Raw genomic sequence first — 20,180 nt, 5'->3', positions numbered from 1 at the left:
CCCGCAGGAATCGAGGGGCGCCGACAAACCTGGATTTCTGTCGCCCCAAGGCGACGGCCGGGAAGCGTGAAGGGCTATCACTGAACCCGATAAAGGGTCAGGCGCCATCTTCCCGGTCAATACAATACAGTGAAGATGCCCGTTATGACTCGCAGGTCACGCTATTTTGCCGAATCAGTCCGGCAATGGGTCATTCGACCAACGACCAGTCCAGTGGTGTTCCACGCTTGATAGCCTGACGGGCACGGCGTTCCAGGAGGCTTTGCGCATGCTTGGGCGCCAGCCCGAGACCCGGACGGATGGCTCGCAGATTTGTCGCATTGAAGGGCTCGCCGGCCTCCATGTCCTGGGTGACATATAACGATCGACGGTACACCAGGGATTGGCGCTCCGCCTCGGTGACGCCGTAACGCACGCGCCCCATGGCTTGCCAGGCGCGTTCGGTTTCGATCACCAGGCTGGCCAGCTCCGAGGGCTCCAGCGAGAAACTGGCGTCGACGCCACCGGCCGCACGCTCGAGGGTGAAATGCTTTTCCACCACCGTTGCGCCCAGTGCCACCGCCGCCACGGACACACCGACGCCCATGGAGTGGTCGGACAGCCCCACCTGGCAATCGAACAATTCCCGTAAATGCGGGATCGTGCGCACATTGCTGTTCGCGGGAGATGCCGGATAGGTGCTGGTGCATTTGAGCAGCACCAGGTCCTTGCACCCGGCTTCGCGGGCGGCACGCACGGTTTCATCGAGCTCGGCGATGCTGGCCATGCCGGTGGAAATGATCAGCGGCTTGCCCGTCGCAGCCACCCGGCGTATCAGCGGCAAATCGGTGTTTTCGAAACTGGCGATCTTGTAGGCCGGCACGTCGAGGCTTTCGAGAAAGTCCACGGCGCTCTCATCGAATGGCGTGGAGAACGCCAGCAGGCCCAGTTCCCTGGCGCGAGCGAAAATCGGCGCATGCCATTCCCAGGGCGTATGGGCCTTCTCGTACAACGCGTACAACGAAGTACCGGCCCACAGGCTGTTCGGGTCCTTGATGAAAAACTCGCCTTCGGCCAGGTCCAGGGTCATGGTGTCGGCGGTGTAGGTCTGCAGCTTCAATGCATGGGCACCGGCCTTGGCCGCGGCCTCGACGATTTGCAGTGCCATGTCCAGGGACTGGTTATGGTTGCCGCTCATCTCGGCAATGATGAAAGGCGGCGCATCGGCACCGATCAGGCGCTCGCCAATCTTGAAGCTAGTCATCTGCGTGATCCTTCAATACGCGCGTGAACGCGCAGGCACTCTGGGTAAAACCGGCTTCGCGAAAAACCTTCAGCGACGGCTGGTTAGCGGGCAACACCTGGGCGGTGAGCGACTGAAGTTCCGGCCAGTGGGCCTTCACAAAGGTTTCCCCGCGGGCCAGCAGCGCCCTGCCCCAGCCCAGGCCGAACCGGCCTTCGAACAGATAAATCGACACCTGGGCGGTAATGCCACGCAGGTCATAACGCAGCACACCGACCGGACCGTCATCGGCCTCGGCAATCAACAGCAGCCGCCGGGGATTGTTCAGGCTCGTGGCCAGCCAGTTTTGATGCGCAGGCCATTCGATCACGCCGGTCTCCAGCGACCAGCGGCGCACGGCCTCGGTGTTGCGCCCGTCGAACAACAACTGCGCATCACCCAGGGTCGCCGGGCGCATCCTCAGCACCGCGCCGGCCAGCGCCACCGCTACCCGCTGCGCACCCCGGCCATCGACAAGTTGTCGCGACCGCTGTGCCAGGCTCTGGCGCAAACCCTGGTTACCCGTGACAAAGCCAATGGCCAGGCGCAGCTGCTCGACACTGACCTGCTCGCGAGCCCCCATGAACACATGGGCGCCCGCGGCCGCCATGACCTCGCCGTTGGCCTGCTGGTTGTTCGATACGGCAATGCAAATCGTCGGCAGCCCCATGGCCGCCCGCTCCCAACTGGTGCCGCCACCCGCCCCGACAAACAGGTCGGCTTCGGTCATCAATCGATAGAAGTCGCTGACAAAACTGTGCAGCCGCCAATGCGGGCGACTGGCCGCCAACGCCTGCATCTGCGCCCAGGCCGGATTACCCGCACCGGCGACAAAATCGACTTCCAGCTCGGCAAAGTCCGCCAGCGCCAGCATTGCATGATGGGTCTGCATGGCCGCGTCAAAACCACCGAAGTTCACTAGCACACGCCGGGCCTGGGGCTTGATTTCGATGGCCGGGCAACGGAACTCGTCGCGCAACATGGCAAACCGGGGGCCAAACAATGTGCGGCAGCCTGGCGCCAGCAGCGAGGTATAAGCCTCTGGCGTACCCGAAAGATTCTGGTTCAACAGCAAGTCGGCGCTGTAGGTCCGCGTGGCGAGGTCATCCACCACGGCAATCCATGGCGCAAAGCGCCGCGCGGCCGTCTGCCAGTGATGATCGAGGCCGTAGTGGTCGACAATGATCCAGTCGAACGCCGGCTGGAGCTCCAGCAACGGCTCGAGCGCGGCGATGTCCGCCTGCCAGGGCAGCATGGATTCGATGGCTTGCCGCGGGTCTTCGTCGTTGTAGCGTTCGGGCAGCGCGAAGGTTTCGAAACCTTCGGCCCGCAGCGCCTCCAGTCGATGCCCCGGTAGCAGGCGACAGGCGAAAGCCACATGACTGCCCTGCCGGCGCAATACGCGGGCCAGACACAGGCAACGCGCGATGTGGCCGCTGCCGATGGTCGGCGAGGCGTCAGAGCGAATCAGCACCCTCATTGCAGTTCACCTCCGGCTTTCAGCGCGGCATACAGGTACTCCGCGCGTGTCCAGTCCTGCGGTGTGTCGATGTCCTGCACCAGATGACGCGGCAGGAGGACCGGCAGGCTGCTGGGTGAATACAACACCTCGCCACGCAGCCAGGCGTCGCTGCGGCCCCAGTAGAACTGCCCGGCATCCTGGTAGGCGCTCGGCAAATCCTGGGAGCGGGTGTCTCGATACTGCGGATACAGTGCCGTCAATGCACCGTGATCATCAAGGGTCAGGGCTCGCTGAACCGGGAAGCCGAAGTCGCACACCGAGAAGGCGAAAGATCTGTCGGGATGCCGTTCCAGCAGGCTCAGTCCCTGGACCAGAAATCGCGATTGCAACAACGGCGCGGTCGCGTAGATGCAACAGGCGCGAGCAAACTCGTCACCCTGTTCACGCAATGCCTGCAGGGCATGGGCGATCACCGCGGCGGTGCCCGTGAAGTCATCGGCCAGTGCCGCCGGGCGCATAAAGGGCACCTGGGCGCCACAGTCCCGCGCCAACCCGGCGATTTCCTCGTCGTCGGTGCTGACCACCACCCGGGAAAACAACCCGGACTCCAGGGCAACCTGAATCGATCGGGCAATCATCGGCACACCGGCGAACGGCTTGAGGTTCTTGCGGGGTATGCGTTTGCTGCCACCACGGGCCGGGATGATGGCGACGTTGTTCAACGGCGTTTTTCCAGGACAAACCAGGTGATGTCATCCACCGGGAATTGCCGATCGCGGTGGTAGCCAAAACCGTAGTCGACCAGTTGCAGGTCGTCGTATCGATCGAGCATTTCACCGGCAAAATCGCGTTTGAACAACTTGCCGCTATTGCCGCGATACGGGACTTCGACCGGCGCCGGGTTGTAGTACTCGGCGATCAGTATGTAGCGCTGGCTCAGCTCATACAGTTGCGCGTACGCGGCCGGCAGCAACTGCGGTTCCAGGTGAATCAGCACGCCTTTGCTCAGGGTCAGGTCGAAGGTGCGTTCGCGGGGAAAATCGAACAGCGAGCCGTGCCAGATCTGTGCGATACCCAAGGCCTGGGCAGCAGCACAGGCGCTGGCATTGATCTCCACGCCGAACAACTCGCAGCGCGGCAACAGCCGCCGCAATGCCTGCAGGTTGTTGCCGGCATTGGTGCCCAGCTCCACCAGGCTGTCGATGCACCCGACCCGTGTCAGCGCCTTGGCAAACAACGCCAGGTTAGCTGCCACCAGCGGCTGTCCGACATTGCGATCAACGTACTGGTCGCCGAATTCGCCCTGCCAGAAAGTTTCCTGCTCGGTCAGTTCACGCATCACACATTTCCCACCCGCCGCAATGGCTGGAATATTTCGATCAGCTGCCGCATCTGCTCGACCACATAGTCTTGTTGCTCATCACTGAGCAACGGGTACAACGGCAGGCTGATGGCTTCGGCGTAGTAACGTTCGGCCTGCGGAAAATCACCTTCGGCGAACCCGAGATCACGATAGTAAGGCTGCAAATGCACGGGAATGTAGTGCAAGTTCACCCCGACCCCGGCAGCTCGCAAGCCTTCGAACACCTCACGATGCGTGAGATTGATCTGATCGAGTTGCAGGCGCACTACATACAGATGCCATGACGACTCGGCCTCAGGTTGTGCGCTGGGCAGGGTCAGCGGCAAATACGCCAGCAAGCGCTCATAACGCGCCGCCAGCTCACGCCGACGCTCGATAAACTCATCGAGCTTATTCAACTGCGACAAACCGAGGGCCGCCTGCAGGTCGGTAATGCGGTAATTGAAACCGAGCTCCACCTGCTGGTAGTACCAGGGGCCGTGGCTGGGTCCGGTCATCTGCTGCGGATCCCGGGTCATGCCGTGGCTGCGCAAGCGTTGCAAACGCTCGGCGAGTTCCGGGCTATTGGTCATGACCATGCCGCCCTCGGCACTGGTGATGATCTTCACCGGATGAAAGCTGAACACAGTCATCGCCGCAAATTCGCCACACCCCACCGGGCGCCCGGCATAGGACGCACCGGCGGCATGGGCCGCGTCTTCGATCACCGTAACGCCATAGCGCCTGGCCAGTGCGGCAATCCTGCGCATGTCGCAGCTCTGCCCCGAGAACGCCACGGCCACGAGTACTTTCGGCAGTCGGCCTTCACGCTCGGCCCGTTCCAGCTTGATGGCCAGCGCAGCGGCATCGAGGTTCCAGGTCAGCGGGTCGATATCGACAAAATCCACCTCGGCACCGCAGTAGCGACCGCAGTTTGCCGAGGCGAGAAAGGTGTTCGGTGTCGTCCACAGCCAATCGCCCGGGCCGAGCCCCGCCGCCAGGCAAGCGATGTGCAGGGCCGCCGTGGCATTGCACACCGCCACGGCAAAACCGGCCTCGCAGCGTTCGGCCATGGCTCGCTCGAAGCGCTCGATGGTCGGCCCCTGGGTCAGCCAGTCAGACTGCAATACGCCGACCACAGCGTCGATGTCCGCCTGATCGAGGCTTTGCCGAGCGTAAGGAATCATGCTGGCAACCAGACACGCACCAGCGCGTCCCGGATGATCTGACGCCCGAACGAACCGGTCCGGCCTGCGATGAAAATCGAATTACCGTTGAACATGCCTTGAGTCCCTTATACCTTTTCGCCGGGCCTACCCGAGCATCTGCGCCCAGTTCACCGAAGCACTTTCGCCAAGGCCAAAGCCTTTGCCGTTCAAGGCCAGATTGGCGTTATAGGCCTGATCCTGGGCAAAGGCTGCCGCCCACTTGTCACGCAGCGCATCGAGGGCCTGCGGCACCTGTGGCACTTCCCCCGAATGAATGACCTGTACCAGTGGCGTCCACACGGTGAGGTAACCGGCCTGTCCGGCCCGCAGGCACAGGTCGACGTCGCTCAAGCCGTCGGCGAAGGTCACGCTGTCCAGACCGTCCAGCTCGTCGAACAACGCTTTACGCACCATCAGGCACACCTTCGACACCGCCGAGTAGTTCTGCTCCAGCGCCAACCGGTGCAAGTAACCTTCGGCGTCGTGCTTTTCACCGACAAAGGCTGAGCCCACACCACCGTTCATGCCGAGAATCAGGCCGGCCTGAGTGACCTTGCCATCACGGTCGATCAACTTGGGACCGACCACGCCGACCTCCGGACGCTGGGCGTGATTGAGCAGCGACTCAAGCCAGTTCGGGTTGACCACTTCACTGTCGGCGGCCAACAGCACCAGATACTCGCCCTGCGCCTGCTGGCTGGCGGCGTTGTACAACGCCGCGTCGCTCAGGGTCTGGTCGGCACGCAGCACGCTGACTTTTGGATGCTGGTAAGTACCCAGCCAGTCATTGACCTCGGCCGACTGATTCGGGTTGAGTGCGATCAGCACTTCGTACTGGATGTAGCGGGTACGCAGCAACACAGCTTGCAGGCACTGTTGCAGCGCTGCCAGGTCGTCCCCGGCCGGCAATATGATCGACACCAGCGGGCGCTCGGTGTGGCGGTAATCGACCTGCCAGGTGCCCGGTACTGCCGACGTGATCTTGGCCTTGTAGCCACGGTTGCCCAAGTGGCGCAGCAACGCCAGGCGCTCATCGGCGTTTTCTTCCAGCACCGGTGCCCGGCTGATCAGCAACGGTTCGTCCAGGTGGGCCAGCCCGTTGAGGCCACCTTGCTCGATGATGCGCAGCAGCAAGTCGAACTCCAGGGCCTTGCTGAAGTCAGGCTGGTAGCCGCCGACTTCAATGAACACTTCCCGCCGGATCAACCAGTGACGCGCCATCAAGGCCGGCAGGCTTTGCAGCAAATCAAGGTTGAAGCCCGGACGGAACACATCCACCAGCGCGCCTTCTGCAGTGCGCTGGATTTCGTCGGTGGCGACGGCACGGCACTGCGCGGCAGACAGCAGTTCCAGGCTGGCGCGCAACAGGCCACCGGCGGTGAACTCATCGCCGGCCTCGGCCAGCAGCAACCAATCGCAGGTCGACTGACGCGCGCTCTGGTTCAGCTTGTCGACGTAATTGCTTTGGGTCACCCGGACAAAGTGCAGGGTGTTCTGCGCCGTGGTCGCCGCCGGTGCTTCACCGGTGGTGAAGACCACGATCTTGAACGCCTTGCTGTGACCTTCGAGCAGGCTGTCGAGGCTGACCTGCAGCTTGTCGATATCGTTATCCAGGTCCAGCAGGAAAATCCCGAACTGTGGGCCACCGTCGTTGGCCGCCAGGTGTTGGGCGATCGACTCGGCCTCATGGGCATCGGGCTGACGGGGCGCAAGCCACTTGAGCAAACGACCGGAGAGCATCTTGTCGAACGTCGCACCATTGCCCTCGACCGACACGGCCTCGAGACGCGCAGCCCAGTCGCGCAGGGTCTGCGCCTCTTCGTCTTCGCCCAGCAGCTCCAGCTGAGCCACCAGGCGCTTGACCACTGTGCGGTTGAAGACGTTGCTGTCGTGGGCCTGCCACAAACGGTCGACCACACTTTCCGGCGTGTCATTGTTACGCGCCAGCATCAGGCTCTGCTGACGGGTCCAGATACCCTCCAGGCCAGCCAATTGAACGCGACCGGCCGGCATGGCATGCAACAGGAATTCGAACTGGCTCAGCTGATCGAAAAACGGCTGATTGTAGAACGGCATTTCGACGTATTGCCTGGGGCCGAAACGGCGCTCCGGGCCTTTCTCGACGCTCGTCCAGGCGGACTCGAAAATCAGCTCGGTGGTCAGTGCGCGACCGGTGCGCAAGCTATCGGCCAGGGCTTCAAAGCTTTGCAGCGCGAACTGCTGGCCCTGCTCCGGGTTCTCGCCTTGAACTTGAGTCGGCAGCCCGAAGAGGAACGCGGCAAAGGCCTCGCGTTCGGCCACCGACTTGGCATCGGCATGAGCCAGGGTGTGGAAGATCTCGGTGTTGTGGTCCGAGTACCCGTAGTTCATCTCCCGCACGACATACGGGATCGGCAGAATCCGCGCCTTGCCCCGCGCCAGCATGTAATAGGTGTGACCGATTTCCTGCCATTGGAAGGACGTATCCTGCGCCATCACCTGATACCAGTCACGGACCAGGTCGGTGCGCTGTACGGCATAAAAAGGCGGCAGGTACTGGTGCATGTAATCGAGCACACGCTCCTCGGCGTGCTCGGACGAATAGTCTTCGCAGACCTTCTTGTCACGCCGGAAGTAGCTGACGCTGTTGGGTTGTGTCAGGTACATCATGCTGTAACCGTGGCACAGGCCGTAGTCGGGATTGACCTCCATGAACGCCACGGCTGCGCGCAGGGCGTCGTGCACATGGAAGTCATCGTCGGCGGCGAACACCATGAACGGCGTGGTCACTTGCTCCACGCCAAAGGCCAGCTTGGCGCGAACGCCCCAGTAGCCAAACTGCGGGACATGCTGGTAATCCACATTTTCATACTGACCGGCCAGGCTTGGCTGGCCTTCGGCCGAAGAGTCCAGCACCAGAATCCTGCAAGGCAAGCCGCTGTAGAAACGTGCCGCCCGGCGCAAAAATGCCGGCCGCTCGTGAGACATCAGCACCACGGTCAACTGTTCGTTGAGTGCCAACCCGTGTCCAGAATTGTTCTTGCCTTGCATACCTTTCCCCACAACGGCGTATCGCCGAAAAAAACCAACGATGTCTTGTCGATTACCGCACGCGACGCAAATAGCCGTCCGGCGCGACGGTGATCAGCAGCTTGCTGTGAATGGCCGGGTCGATTTCAAAATCGCGGTTTTCTTCCAGGTAGGCCCATACCGCGGTTTTCGGGTTGTCGCCCTTGCCCCACGGGCGGTCCGGGAAGGCGTCTTCGGGCATGTCTTCCACCACGGTGTCCATCACCACGCAGTAGCTGCCCACCGAGGTCATCGGTGCATAGGCCCGCAGTTCTTCCAGTACGTGCTCGTGGGTGTGGTTGGAATCCAAGACCACCAGCACTGTCTTGCCTTCGACGCGCTGGCGGACCTGCTCGACGATCGCCGGATCGATACTCGAACCCTGGATCATCCGGATCCGCTTGCTCATCGGGTGCGCTTCGATTGCCTCACGGTTGTGCTGGCGGATATCGATGTCGACACCCAGCACTTCGCCGTGGCCGATCAGCTCCAGCATCGAGGCGTAAAACACCAGCGAGCCGCCGTGGGCGATACCGGTCTCGACGATGATGTCCGGCCGCAGCGCCCAGATGATCTCCTGCATGGCGACCATGTCCTGGGGGAACTGAATGATCGGGCGGCCCATCCAGCTGAAGTTGTAGGTGTACTTATGTCTGGCGGTCGTGCCAACCCAATCCAGCGACGTGGCTTGCAAGGCTTTGTCCTGTTGCAGGCCTTCGATGTTCTCTTTTACTTCTTCACGAAACTGCTCATGAGGATTCATTACAGACTCTCCGGAAATTAGTCGCGGTGGTTACTTGAAAACCCGACCGTCTTGAAAGGAAGCTGGATTGGTCTTGATGGTCCTGGCGGGGCTGCCCACCACAACCGCATAGTCTGGAACGTCTCTGGTCACCACGGCACCCGCACCGATGGTGACCCAACGACCGATGCGCAATCGCGGCAGTATCGTGGCGTTGGTGCCGATAAAGGTGCCGTCACCGATCTCGACACAACCGGCAATGCAGACCCCCGGCGCCATGAACACCGAATGGCCGACCTGCCCTTCATGCCCGACGACGCTGCCGGCGCTGATACTGGTGTTGTCACCCAGGCTGACTTGCGCCTGCATGATCACGCCCTCTTGCAGATAGGTGCCGACACCCACCGTGATCATCGTCAGATCGATGCCCGGGTGGATGAAGTTGCCCAGGGTGCCGCCGGCCTCGACGATCTCGCAGGTGGTCCGGTAACGCAGCGCCGTGCTGCCAGTGATCAAATTGACAAAGCGTGTGTCGGGGCCTTTCAGCTCGGCCACCTTGTCGGTGCCACCCACCACCGGCACGCCATGAAACAGCGTGCCTTGCTTGGCCGGGTCGTTATCGAGAAAGGCGAACTGCACGTCCGGCTGGCTGCGTTGCAGGGTGAGGATCATCCGTACCGCTTCAGGATTGGCCGCCCCCAACAGGTAAACCTTCATAGCCGCGCCCTTTTGAGTACCAGCGCGCGCAGCACCTCGATGACCCGATGCTGATCGTCATTGGTCATGTCGTGGTAACTCGGCAGATTGATCGCGCGCTCCGGCAGTGCATGCGCCACGGGCGAGTCAGCCGTCAGTTCGCTGAACATCGGCAAGGACGACAGCGGCCAGAAGAACACCCGCGCATCGATATCGGCGGCCTGGAAGGCGGCGATCAACATGTCCCGCGTGATCCCCAGCTCGCGGTCAAAGACCACGGTAGGCATCCAGTAACCGTTGCGCGCATGTTCCGGTTCAGGGTTCATGGACAAGCCCGGCAACGACGCCAGCGCCTCGGCGTAGTGGGCGAAGATCGCTCGCTTGCGTTCGATCAACTCGTCGATCCGCTCAACCTGCGCGCAACCGACGGCGGCTTGCAGGTTGCTCATCTTGTATTTGAAACCGAGGAAATCCGGCCAGAACTGTTTGCTGCTGCCGGCCACGCGGCCATGGTTGGACAGGGTCAGCACACGGTCATACAGAGCCTTGTCCGACGTCACGAAGATGCCGCCTTCGCCGGTGGTCATGGTCTTGGTGCCATGAAAGGAAAACGCGCCGAACGCGCCCAGCGAACCGGCGGCCTGGCCGCGCCATTGCGAGCCAATCGCCTCGGCGGCGTCTTCGATGACCGGCAGGCCAAACTCGCGACCGATGGCCAGCAACGCGTCCATGTCGCAGAGATTGCCGTAGAGGTGCACCGCCAGAATCGCTTTGGTTCGTGGGGTGATCGCCCGGCGAACCTGCTGCGGGTCGAGGCACCAACTGTCGGCCAACACGTCGACGAACACCGGCGTCGCGCCCAGATAGGTGATGGGCGCGGCCGAGGCGATCCAGTTGGTATCGGCCAGGATCACCTCATCGCCGGCACCGATGCCCAGCGCCGCCATGCCCATGTGCAGCGCACCGGTGCAACTGGACGTGGCAATCGCGTACGTCGCACCCACGTGCTCGGCAAAGGACTTTTCGAAGCGCGTCAGGTACTCGTAGCAGCGCTCTCCCCAACCATGGCGGACGGCATCGAGTACGTAGTCAGCTTCCAGCTCACCGACACTGGGTTTGGTGTAATGAATTCGGCTCATCGAATGATCAACTCGGGAATGGCAATGACAAAACGACCGTCCCATGCACGAATGCCGGCAAAGGCCTGGGTGATCTCATCCAGCAGGTTCCACGGCAGTACCAGCACGTAGTCCGGCTTCTCGATGTCGATCCGCGCCGGCGACACGATCGGAATGCGGCTGCCGGGCAGGTACTTGCCTTGCTTGTGCGGATTGGCATCGGCCACCCAGGCCAGCAGGTCCGGCTTGACCCCGGCGTAGTTGAGCAGGGTGTTGCCCTTGGCGGCGGCGCCGTAGCCGACCACACGCTTGCCGTCAGCCTTGGCCTGTAACAGGAAGCGCAGCAGGTCATGCTTGATGCGCTCGGCGGCGGGCGCCAGGGTGGAGTAGAACTCAGGGGTTTTCACCCCGGCGGCGAGTTCGTCCTGCAGCTGTTGCCGGACCGCCGGTTGTACTTCGCGACGTTTGCCGTCCAGTCGCTGCACGAACACCCGCAACGAACCGCCATGGGTCGGGAGCTGGCTGACGTCGAACACTTGCAGGCCATTGCGCTCGCACAAGGTCTGCACAGCGGTCAGCGACAGGTAGGAATAATGCTCGTGGTACAGCGTGTCGAACTGCTGGCCGGCCATCAGGGTCAGCAGCTGCGGGAATTCGAAAGTCGCCACGCCGGTCGGTTTGAGCAGGGTCGCGAAACCTCCGAGGAAATCGTTGATGTCCGGCACATGCGCCAGCACGTTGTTGGCGGCCATCAGGTCGGCGCCCCAGCCTTCGCTTTTCAGCTGCGCGGCGGTGTCGCGACCGAAAAACAGTTCACGAATCTCCAGGCCTTTTTCCCGCGCCGCTTGCGCGGTGCTGCGGGTTGGCTCGACGCCCAGGCAAGGGATGCCGCGCCCGGCCACGTACTGCAACAGGTAACCGTCGTTGGCGGCGACTTCCACCACGCGGCTGTCGGCGCTCAGGCCGAAGCGCTCGACCATCTCGGCCACATAACGCTCGGTATGGGCCAGCCAGGTGCTGGAGAACGAACTGAAATAGGCGTACTCGGCATCGAACAGGCTGTCGGCGCTGGTGTAATCCTCGGTTTGCACCAGCCAGCATTGCTGGCACACGGCAACCTTCAGCGGCACCCATTGTTCGGCCTGCTCCAGCTGGTCGACACGCACGTAGGCATTGGACGGTGGGGAGGTGCCCAGGTCGATCAGCGGCAGGGTCAGCGCAGTGGCGCAACCACGGCAGTTCATAGACGCACTCCGGCGAAGTGTTCATCGAGCGCCGGATGACTTGCATCGCGCACCGACAGATTATTGACAGGCAACGGCCAGGCAATCGCCAGCCGTGGATCGAGCACCGACAAACCGCCTTCGTGTTCCGGCATGTAGTCGTTGCTGTGCAGGTAAAGCAGCTCGGCGTCGCCGCTCAGGGTCTGGAAGCCGTGGGCGAACCCGGCCGGAATCAACAGGCTGCGGCCATCACCGGCACGCAGGTGTTCGGCGTGCCAGTGCAGGAAGGTCTCGGAGTCGGGACGCAGATCCACCGCGACATCCCAGACTTCACCGCGCAGGCAGGTGATCAACTTGGCTTCCGGCGTGCGGGCATTCTGGTAATGCAGGCCACGCACGCTGCCGCATTCGCGGGTGCAGGAGTGATTGATCTGGCGGATATGAAACGCCTGGCCAAACGCACCGAGGCTGCCCTCGCAAAACAACCGGGAAAAGTGCCCGCGCTCGTCTTCGAAGCGTTTGTGCTGCACGCTGAACAAACCGCTCAGCGGCAACGCCTTCAGCAGAAATTCACTCACAGCGCGCCTCGGTACAGGTTCAATTGCGCCAGGCTGATGGCGCGCATGTCATCGCCGTTCTGCCACGCCAGATGCCAATCCAGGGTTTGGGTCAGGCATTGCTGCAACGACCAGCGCGGTTGCCAGCCGAGCAGTTGACGGGCACGGCTGCTGTCCAGGCGCAGCAGGCCGGCCTCATGCAAATCGCTCGGTTCGATGCGCAGCCCGCGTGCTTGCGGCCAGCGGCTGGCGAGCAGTTCGACCACCTCGCCGACGCTGCACATGTCCGCTTCGCCGGGACCGAAATTCCACGCCCCGGCGAATTGCGGACCTTGCTCATACAGGCCGGCAGCCAGTTGCAGATAGCCGGCCAGCGGTTCCAGCGCGTGTTGCCATGGGCGTACCGCCTGCGGATAGCGCAAGGTCACCGGCTCATCCGCCGACCATGCCCGCAGCACGTCGGGAATCAACCGCTCCGGGGCAAAATCGCCACCACCGAGTACGTTGCCGGCACGGGCCGTGGCCAACGCCAAACCATGCTCGGCATGCTTTTCAGGCGCAAAGAATGAGGCGGCATAGGATTGCGCCAACAACTCGCAGCAAGCCTTGCTGCTGCTGTAGGGATCGTGACCGCCCAACGCTTCGTTTTCGCGGTACGGCCACAGCCATTCCTGGTTGGCGTAGACCTTGTCGGTGGTCACCAGCACGCAGGCACGCACGCCACCGACCTGACGGATCGCTTCGAGCAGGTTGAGCGTGCCCATGACGTTGCTGGAGTACGTGCCCAACGGGTCGCGATAACCTTCGCGCACCAGCGGCTGTGCCGCCAGGTGCAGGACGATTTCCGGCCGGGTCTCGGCGATCAGTTCCAGTAAAGCGCCCAGGTCACGCAAGTCGCCGCGCTGATCGTTGATGCCTTCATGCACCCGCGCCAGTTCGAACAGACTCGGCTCGGTGGACGGGTCGAGGGAAAACCCGCTGACTTCGGCACCCAGGCTTTGCAGCCACAACGTCAGCCAACTGCCCTTGAAACCGGTGTGGCCGGTGACCAGCACCCGCTTGCCGCGCCAGAATTGCGGGCTCAGTCCCATTGCTTCCATGGGGCCTCCCCGCTCTGCCACAACGCCTCGAGGTGGTTCTTGTCACGCAGGGTGTCCATCGGTTGCCAGAAACCGTCGTGCTGGAACGCCATGAGCTCGCCGCGCTCGGCCAGGCCATCCAGCGGACCGGACTCCCACGAGGTGTCGTCGCCGTCGATCAACGGCAGCACCTTGGGCGACAGGACAAAGAACCCGCCATTGATCCAGCCACCATCACCGCGAGGCTTTTCGGTGAAACCCAGGACCTTGTCGCCATCGCGATTGAGCGCGCCGTAGCGGCCGGGTGGCTGTACCGCGGTGACGGTCGCCAGTTTTCCGTGCTGGAGATGGAAATCCACCAACGCGCCAATGTTGAGGTCCGACACGCCGTCGCCGTAGGTAAAGCAGAACGCCTGTTCGTCTTCGAGGTAGCGTCGGGCGCGGCGCAAACGGCCGCCGGTCATGGTCTCTTCCCCGGTGTCGATCAGCGTGACGCGCCATGGCTCACTGTAGTTCTGGTGAACATCCATGCGGTTGTTGCACATGTCGAACGTGACGTCGGAGGTGTGCAGAAAGTAGTTGGCGAAAAAGTCCTTGATCGCATAGCCCTTGTAGCCAAGGCAGATCACGAAATCGTGGATCCCGTGAGCGGAGTACTGTTTCATGATGTGCCAGAGAATTGGCTTGCCGCCGACCTCGATCATTGGCTTGGGCTTGAGGTGCGACTCTTCGCTGATCCGCGTACCCAGGCCACCCGCCAAAATAACTGCCTTCATCCCTTCCCCTCTTGTTCGTCACAGGGCTCAGCCAAGCTGTATCAAGCTTTTGCGGGCCATCCGGGTTAAACCTGCCGCCGTTCAGGGCACGACCGGGCTCACCGGAAGTGCTCGTTTTATGGCGATATGAGGGGGACTTGCAGGAAACGCGCCAGCTCTTTCAATCCACTACCGGGCAACTGTAGGAGCCGGCTTGCCGGCGATGGACTCAAGTGCGCCGCGTTTATCCGGTTTACACGCGTTATCGTTAACGACCATCGCCGGCAAGCCGGCTCCTACAGGGAATGCGTTAACGGTGTTTCCCGGGATTGGGTGAAGAACCAAAAAAAAGGCAGGCGACTTGACGTCGCCTGCCTTTGCGCAGAACAGCCTGAAGGATCAGTCCGCCAGCCAGCCATTTTCCCAGTAGCGCAGGTTGTCGCCGCGCAGCACGTAGTCACGCAGCACGATCTCGCGCAACTCATCGCCCATGCGATAGCTGGCGTCCGGCTCGGCCAGGTGCATGCGGATCGCTTGCAGCCATTCATCCGTGGAGTTGGTCTTGATCCGGGTGCACGGCAGGTAGCCGCGATAGGCTTGGGTTTCGGTGCAGATCACCGGGTAACCGCAAGCGCCATACTCCAGCAGACGCAGGTTGCTCTTGCAGTCGTTGAAGATGTGGAACTCCAATGGCGCCAATGCCAGATCCAGGTTCAGGCTGGCCAGTTTGGCCGGGTAGACATCCAGCCCGATCACCCCGTGAAACTCATGCATGTACGGGCGCAATTCGTCCGGGCACATACCGAAGAACACCCAGTCGACTTCATTGGCCAGCTCGCGGACCACATCGGCGATCACCGCCAGGTCACCGTGGTGGCTGGTGCCGCCGCCCCAACCCACCCGAGGCTTTTTCGAGGTGCGGCGCTGGCTGCGCAGATCAGTCCACAAGTGCGAGGCCAACATGTTGGGCACCACGCGAATGTCGTGATGCATTTCCGACAGCGCATTACCCAGCGGCTCGGTGGAGACCACCACGCGATCGCACATGCCGATGGCGCGCCGCACCAGTTTTTCCATTTCATCCTTGCCCGGCATATTGCGGATATGCGCATTGCGGTGCGGGACGTTGATCACGAAGTCATCCAGCTCATAGATGCGGCGCGCGCTGGAGTATTTTTGCAGGCTCGGGATTTCGTTGATCGGACCTTCGGAATAGCGCCCCTGCAGGATGATCACGTCAGGCGAATGACGCTCGACTTCGATGATGGTCGGCAGGTTGTAATGAATGCGCCCGTGCGCCCTGCCGGCGGCTTCCAGTTCGATCAGCGGCTGAGTGACCCGGTAGTGGCCGATGGCAGATGCGTTGACCGGCAACGCGAGAATCTTCGGCAGCTGCGCCCTGGAAAACGGGCTCCAACCGGATCGCAGGCCGGGCTCGAGACTGAAGCTCGCCCCGCCCAAACCCTGCAGCGCCAGGTTAGCGTTGTAGGCCGGATCACGGGCCACGATCGGCAGCCAGCGCTTATAGAAAACTTCCTGCTCCTGCTCGCTTCGAGCCTGGTCACCTTCTTGCGCGAGCATCGCCGGCTGCGCACCCAACGCCAGTTGCGCGTGAGGCGTCCAGACCACCAGATAACCTTCCTGGCCGACGCGCAAACACAGATCCACCTCATTGAGGGACTGCGCCAGGCCCTGCTCATCCAGGCCACCGACTGCATCAAAGACAGACTTGCGCACCATCAGGCAATCGCCGCCGACGGCACTGAAATTGTGTGCGACCTGCAAGCGGTACATGTACCCCGCCGCCTGCAGCGACTCACCATGGAACGGCACGCCGGCCGGCCCTTGCAATCCGAGTATCAGGCCGGCATGCAGCACGCGGCCATCCGGGTTGAACAGTTTGGCCCCGACCACGCCGACTTCCGGACGTTGCGCATGATTGAGCAGCTCGCCCAGCCATTCGCCCTGGGTGATCACCGTATAGGGATTGAGCATCAGGACGTAGTCGCCAGCGGCCTGCTGCGCGGCGAAATTGCGCACCGCCGCCGCATTTCCCTGCAACTTGCAGCGCAGCACCCGGATCCGCTCGCTGCCCAATTGCGCCATGCCGGCGAACCAGTCGAGCGCCTCGGCGCCCTCGCTGCCGTTGTCCACCAACAGTAACTCGTATTCGCCGTAGGCCGTTTTCTCCAGCAGACTCTCGACACAACGTTGCAATGCCAGGGTCTGGTCCTTGCTGACGATTACGATCGACACCAGTGGCCGATCAGCATGCTGATAGTCGACTCGATTGAGCAGCGCCGAGCTGCCCTGGCGAATGTCGTGGGCGACACCCAGGCGCTGCAAGTGCGCCTCGAGCAACCGCGGATTGGTGTCCATCACTTGCGGCAGCGACAGCCATTTGGCCAGGTCGAACGCCGACTCCAGCAGCACCTCTGAAATGTGCCCGACCACGTGCGTACCGCCGCTCTCGACCATTCGCCACAACACATCGTGAGGCGCCAGTTCGCCGTACACCGAATCGAACCCGCCCAACGCCAGGAATTGCTCGCGCTCGAACGCCAGCGCTCGCCCCACGTAGGGATAACTGCGCATCAGGTCCAGGTTGAAGTCTGGCTTGAATGCAGGTTCGGCCGACTCACCCTGATGCAAGCCACCTTCGTCGCTGTACAGGCAAGTCAGCGTGCGCGACAACGCAATGCGTTCAGCCATGACCAGCAAGGCCGGCGCCACCAGACGATCACCGGCGCGCAACAGATAGAACCAGCCAATGCCTTCCAGTTGCGGCAACAGGGCGTTGATCTGCTGCTGCCAGTCGTCCTGCAATGGCAAGCGGAACACACGTTCATCCAGCACAGCCTCTGTGCACGATGCCGACAGCACCAGCGTCAATTCAGGGGCGTAATCCTGATCCGCCAGCGATTGCAGGGTGAGCTCCAGCGCCGAACGGCTGCCTTGCTCGTCGATGATGACCGGAACGATTTTGGGCCGGGTTGGCCATGCCTCCAATGTATCCGCCAGCAACTCGCGCTGACCGTCGGTGAGCGTGCGGCACGCCAGCCACTGGGCATACAGTTGCGCGAAACTGACACTGGCGATGCCGACATGCCAGTCCTGGGTGGTCTGCTTGGTGCCCAGGGTCCTGCTCAGCGGCAACTCTTCCCAAACCCGCGGTGACTCGTCCACTTTGCTCAGAGGCACATAGCGCACCCAACCCTGGGCCGGCGCAGATTCGCCGCCACGGGCCTTGAGCATCTGCGACAGCCACTGCCGCTCGGTTTCGGCCGCGTCCTTCATCGACTGCTGGCCGCTCAGCCGCTCGGGGTACAGGCGCTCGACGCCGAGCACATGATTGGACACCGCCAGATTGCCGCGCCGCATCAGGCAGACGTACAAGGCAAAATCGAGGGTCGCGACGAAGCAATGGCCGGGCTGCGTCAGTGCCGGGAACAGTTCGAGCACGTCAGCCCGCCGGAACATCGCATTGCTGAAGCCGCCGAGGATGTTGACCGGGAAGTTTTCGAAGATCGCCAGCAGGTCCTCGCCCTTGAACACTCCGCCCACCGGGGACAACGGAGTGTTTTCCAGGCGCGACGGCAGTGGCATATCGTCGGCGTCCCAGAGCAGGCGCTGGGCCACGACCAGATTGACGTCAGCGCAGTCGATCAGCACCTGGGCCTGACGCTCGATGCAGGCCGAGAACAGCTGGTCGTCATCACACAGAAACTTGATGTACTCGCCCTGCGCCTGCTCCAGGCAGGCCTGCAGGTTACCCACCAGCCCCAGGGTGCGCGGGTTACGCACATAGCGCACGGTCGCGCCCTGCTCGACCAGCGAAGCCACGAAGTCTTCGATCTCGTGACCGCGACTGTCATCGCAAACGATGATCTCCAGATTGCCGTAGCTCTGGTTCACAGCCGTGTGCAAGGCTCGACCGAAAAAGCGTGGATTGAAGGCGGGAATGACCAGGCTGACAAGCGGAAGTGAATTCACGGCGGGCTCACAGGCGGCGCGAGCCCGCCCTGAAAAGCGAGCCCTTTGTTACCGCAAAAAAGACGATAAATACTGAAGGGGCAAGGCTATCGGGCACCTGCGCGCCCGACCACCGTCAGATCTTGTTGAACAGGCCCAGCTGGGAAATCTTGCTGAACGCCAGCTGCGCCGCCTGCAACATGGTCTGCTGCAAAGTCAGGCGAGTCATGACTTCGGCCGGGTCCGAATCGCGAATCGACTTCTGGCTGGCGCTGTTCGCCAGGGTCAGGCTCTCGTTGGTCGCGGCCTGGTTATCCAGTGCCTGACCGCGGGCACCGATCGTGGTGATGGCTGAGCCGATCTGGTTGGCCGCACTGTCGATGTTGCCCATTCCCGACTCCATGGCCCCCAGTAACTTCTGCTTGGCCACCGGGTCGCCGTCGATCGGCGTGTTCAGCGCGGTAATCATCTGGCCCAGGGTGTCGAGCACGTTCTGGGTCTGATGGTTGTTGGACTGAATCACGAACTGGTCGCCGGACGCCGGGGTGCCGCCGCCCAGGGCGAACGTTACGCCCGCCGCAGTGGCGTTGCCGCCCGCCACGGTGCCCGACGACACCGGCTTGCTGTCGGCAGTGATCGGCGCGGCATACAGGTCGAAATCGGTGGCGCTGGTGAACTTGAGGATCGCCCCGCCCGACGGGAAGGCGTTGGTGTAATCCGTCGGGTTGCTCACGCTGGAGCCGGTGACGACCGCGGTCGACGCGTTACCGGCGCTGCGCGAGGTGTTGAAGGTGTCCGACGTGGAAGACAGGTTGAAGCTGTGACCGGCGATCACCGCATCCGGGTTGGTATCACCGGTTTTGAGGTTGATGTTCAACTTCAGGTCGACGCCACGGAAACTGACCGTCTGGTTGGCGCCATTGGAGTTACTGATCAGGCCGTTCTGACTGGCTTCGGCGGTCACGTCGTTGCCCAGCGAGTCGGTGATCTTCAACTGGGTGCTGCTGAGGAAACTGACGGTGTACGGCTGGCCGCCAGTGAATTTCGCGTTGTAGGTGGAACTGGTGCCGACCGTGCCGTTGGACAGCACCACGCGACCGTCATCCACCGCCGGAGCGGTCATGGTGGTCTGAGTGCGACTGGTATTGATGGTCTGCTGGAACGCATCCCAGCCAGTGGTGTTGGTCCCGACCGTCATGCCATCGCCAATGCCAAGGTCGATAGTGGTCTGGTCACCGTTATAGCTGTAGGTGCCGTCCGAGTTCTGCGAGTAAGGCGCGGTGTCGGTTTTCGAACCGGAGAACACGTAGTTGCCGTTGGCATCCCTGGCGTTCATCAGGCCCAGCACTTGTTGCTGGATCTGGCCCAGCTCCGACGCATAGGCCTTGCGGTCCGCGTCGGTGGCAATGCCATTGCTGGCGGCGAGGGCCAGTTCCTTGGCGCGCTGCAAAGCGGTACCGATGGAGTCGAGCGTCGTTTCCTGCAGGCTCAACGCACTCTTGGTGGTGTTGATGTTGGTGCCGTACTGACCAAGCATCGCGCTCTGCTGACCCAGTTGCAGCAAACGACCGGCACCGATCGGATCATCGGCGGCAGTGTTTACGCGGATCTGGCTGCTGATTTCGTTGCTGGTGGCGATGGCCTTGTTGAAGTTGCGCTGGTAGTTGGCAGCGGTGATTTCGTAATACTGGGCGGTGGAAATGCGCATGAATTACGA

At 62.1% G+C, this 20,180-nt stretch carries 15 protein-coding genes; all 15 read right to left on the bottom strand.

Going from position 1 to position 20,180, the window contains the following annotated elements:
• Positions 1-190 precede the first annotated feature (190 nt).
• The gene (gene pseI / locus C8K63_RS22155) at positions 191-1,243 is read right to left on the bottom strand and encodes a pseudaminic acid synthase (protein WP_108218628.1); all 1,053 of its coding nucleotides are present in this window, start codon (positions 1,241-1,243) and stop codon (positions 191-193) included.
• On the bottom strand, positions 1,236-2,741 hold the full coding sequence (gene pseG, locus C8K63_RS22150) for a UDP-2,4-diacetamido-2,4,6-trideoxy-beta-L-altropyranose hydrolase (RefSeq protein ID WP_108218627.1): 1,506 nt from the start codon (positions 2,739-2,741) through the stop codon (positions 1,236-1,238). Before pseG ends, pseI begins: the two co-directional genes overlap by 8 nt.
• A complete protein-coding gene (gene pseF / locus C8K63_RS22145) occupies positions 2,738-3,445 on the bottom strand; it encodes a pseudaminic acid cytidylyltransferase (protein WP_108218626.1) in 708 nt (235 codons plus the stop codon). The genes pseG and pseF overlap by 4 nt, the downstream gene beginning before the upstream one ends.
• On the bottom strand, positions 3,442-4,062 hold the full coding sequence (locus C8K63_RS22140) for a pseudaminic acid biosynthesis-associated methylase (protein ID WP_108218625.1): 621 nt from the start codon (positions 4,060-4,062) through the stop codon (positions 3,442-3,444). The genes pseF and C8K63_RS22140 overlap by 4 nt, the downstream gene beginning before the upstream one ends.
• The gene (gene pseC / locus C8K63_RS22135; RefSeq protein ID WP_108218624.1) at positions 4,062-5,252 is read right to left on the bottom strand and encodes a UDP-4-amino-4,6-dideoxy-N-acetyl-beta-L-altrosamine transaminase; all 1,191 of its coding nucleotides are present in this window, start codon (positions 5,250-5,252) and stop codon (positions 4,062-4,064) included. The genes C8K63_RS22140 and pseC overlap by 1 nt, the downstream gene beginning before the upstream one ends.
• 126 nt (positions 5,253-5,378) lie before the next feature.
• Positions 5,379-8,303, bottom strand: a complete 2,925-nt coding sequence (locus C8K63_RS22130) for a TIGR00180 family glycosyltransferase (protein WP_108218623.1) — start codon at positions 8,301-8,303, stop codon at positions 5,379-5,381.
• Between the two features lie 52 nt (positions 8,304-8,355).
• A complete protein-coding gene (locus C8K63_RS22125) occupies positions 8,356-9,084 on the bottom strand; it encodes a cephalosporin hydroxylase family protein (protein ID WP_108218622.1) in 729 nt (242 codons plus the stop codon).
• A gap of 30 nt (positions 9,085-9,114) precedes the next feature.
• On the bottom strand, positions 9,115-9,780 hold the full coding sequence (locus C8K63_RS22120; protein WP_108218621.1) for an acetyltransferase: 666 nt from the start codon (positions 9,778-9,780) through the stop codon (positions 9,115-9,117).
• Complete coding sequence (locus tag C8K63_RS22115) at positions 9,777-10,898, bottom strand: DegT/DnrJ/EryC1/StrS aminotransferase family protein (protein ID WP_108218620.1); 1,122 nt, start codon at positions 10,896-10,898, stop codon at positions 9,777-9,779. The genes C8K63_RS22120 and C8K63_RS22115 overlap by 4 nt, the downstream gene beginning before the upstream one ends.
• Positions 10,895-12,121, bottom strand: coding sequence for a class I SAM-dependent methyltransferase (locus tag C8K63_RS22110; protein ID WP_108218619.1), 1,227 nt, complete (start codon positions 12,119-12,121; stop codon positions 10,895-10,897). Before C8K63_RS22110 ends, C8K63_RS22115 begins: the two co-directional genes overlap by 4 nt.
• Positions 12,118-12,678 (bottom strand): dTDP-4-dehydrorhamnose 3,5-epimerase family protein, encoded by a 561-nt coding sequence (locus C8K63_RS22105; protein ID WP_108218618.1) that lies wholly within the window; start codon positions 12,676-12,678, stop codon positions 12,118-12,120. The genes C8K63_RS22110 and C8K63_RS22105 overlap by 4 nt, the downstream gene beginning before the upstream one ends.
• On the bottom strand, positions 12,675-13,757 hold the full coding sequence (rfbG, locus tag C8K63_RS22100) for a CDP-glucose 4,6-dehydratase (RefSeq protein ID WP_108218617.1): 1,083 nt from the start codon (positions 13,755-13,757) through the stop codon (positions 12,675-12,677). Before rfbG ends, C8K63_RS22105 begins: the two co-directional genes overlap by 4 nt.
• On the bottom strand, positions 13,739-14,512 hold the full coding sequence (gene rfbF / locus C8K63_RS22095) for a glucose-1-phosphate cytidylyltransferase (protein ID WP_108218616.1): 774 nt from the start codon (positions 14,510-14,512) through the stop codon (positions 13,739-13,741). The genes rfbG and rfbF overlap by 19 nt, the downstream gene beginning before the upstream one ends.
• A gap of 378 nt (positions 14,513-14,890) precedes the next feature.
• Positions 14,891-18,484 carry a glycosyltransferase gene (locus C8K63_RS22090; RefSeq protein ID WP_108218615.1) on the bottom strand — a complete coding sequence of 1,198 codons (3,594 nt, stop codon included), beginning with the start codon at positions 18,482-18,484 and terminating at the stop codon, positions 14,891-14,893.
• Between the two features lie 115 nt (positions 18,485-18,599).
• Positions 18,600-20,171, bottom strand: a complete 1,572-nt coding sequence (locus C8K63_RS22085; protein ID WP_108218614.1) for a flagellar hook-associated protein 3 — start codon at positions 20,169-20,171, stop codon at positions 18,600-18,602.
• Positions 20,172-20,180: the final 9 nt, after the last annotated feature.

Origin of the sequence: Pseudomonas sp. GV085 (genome assembly GCF_003050925.1) — a bacterium.
GTDB lineage: Bacteria > Pseudomonadota > Gammaproteobacteria > Pseudomonadales > Pseudomonadaceae > Aquipseudomonas.
This window is presented reverse-complemented; position numbering and strand designations above follow the sequence as displayed.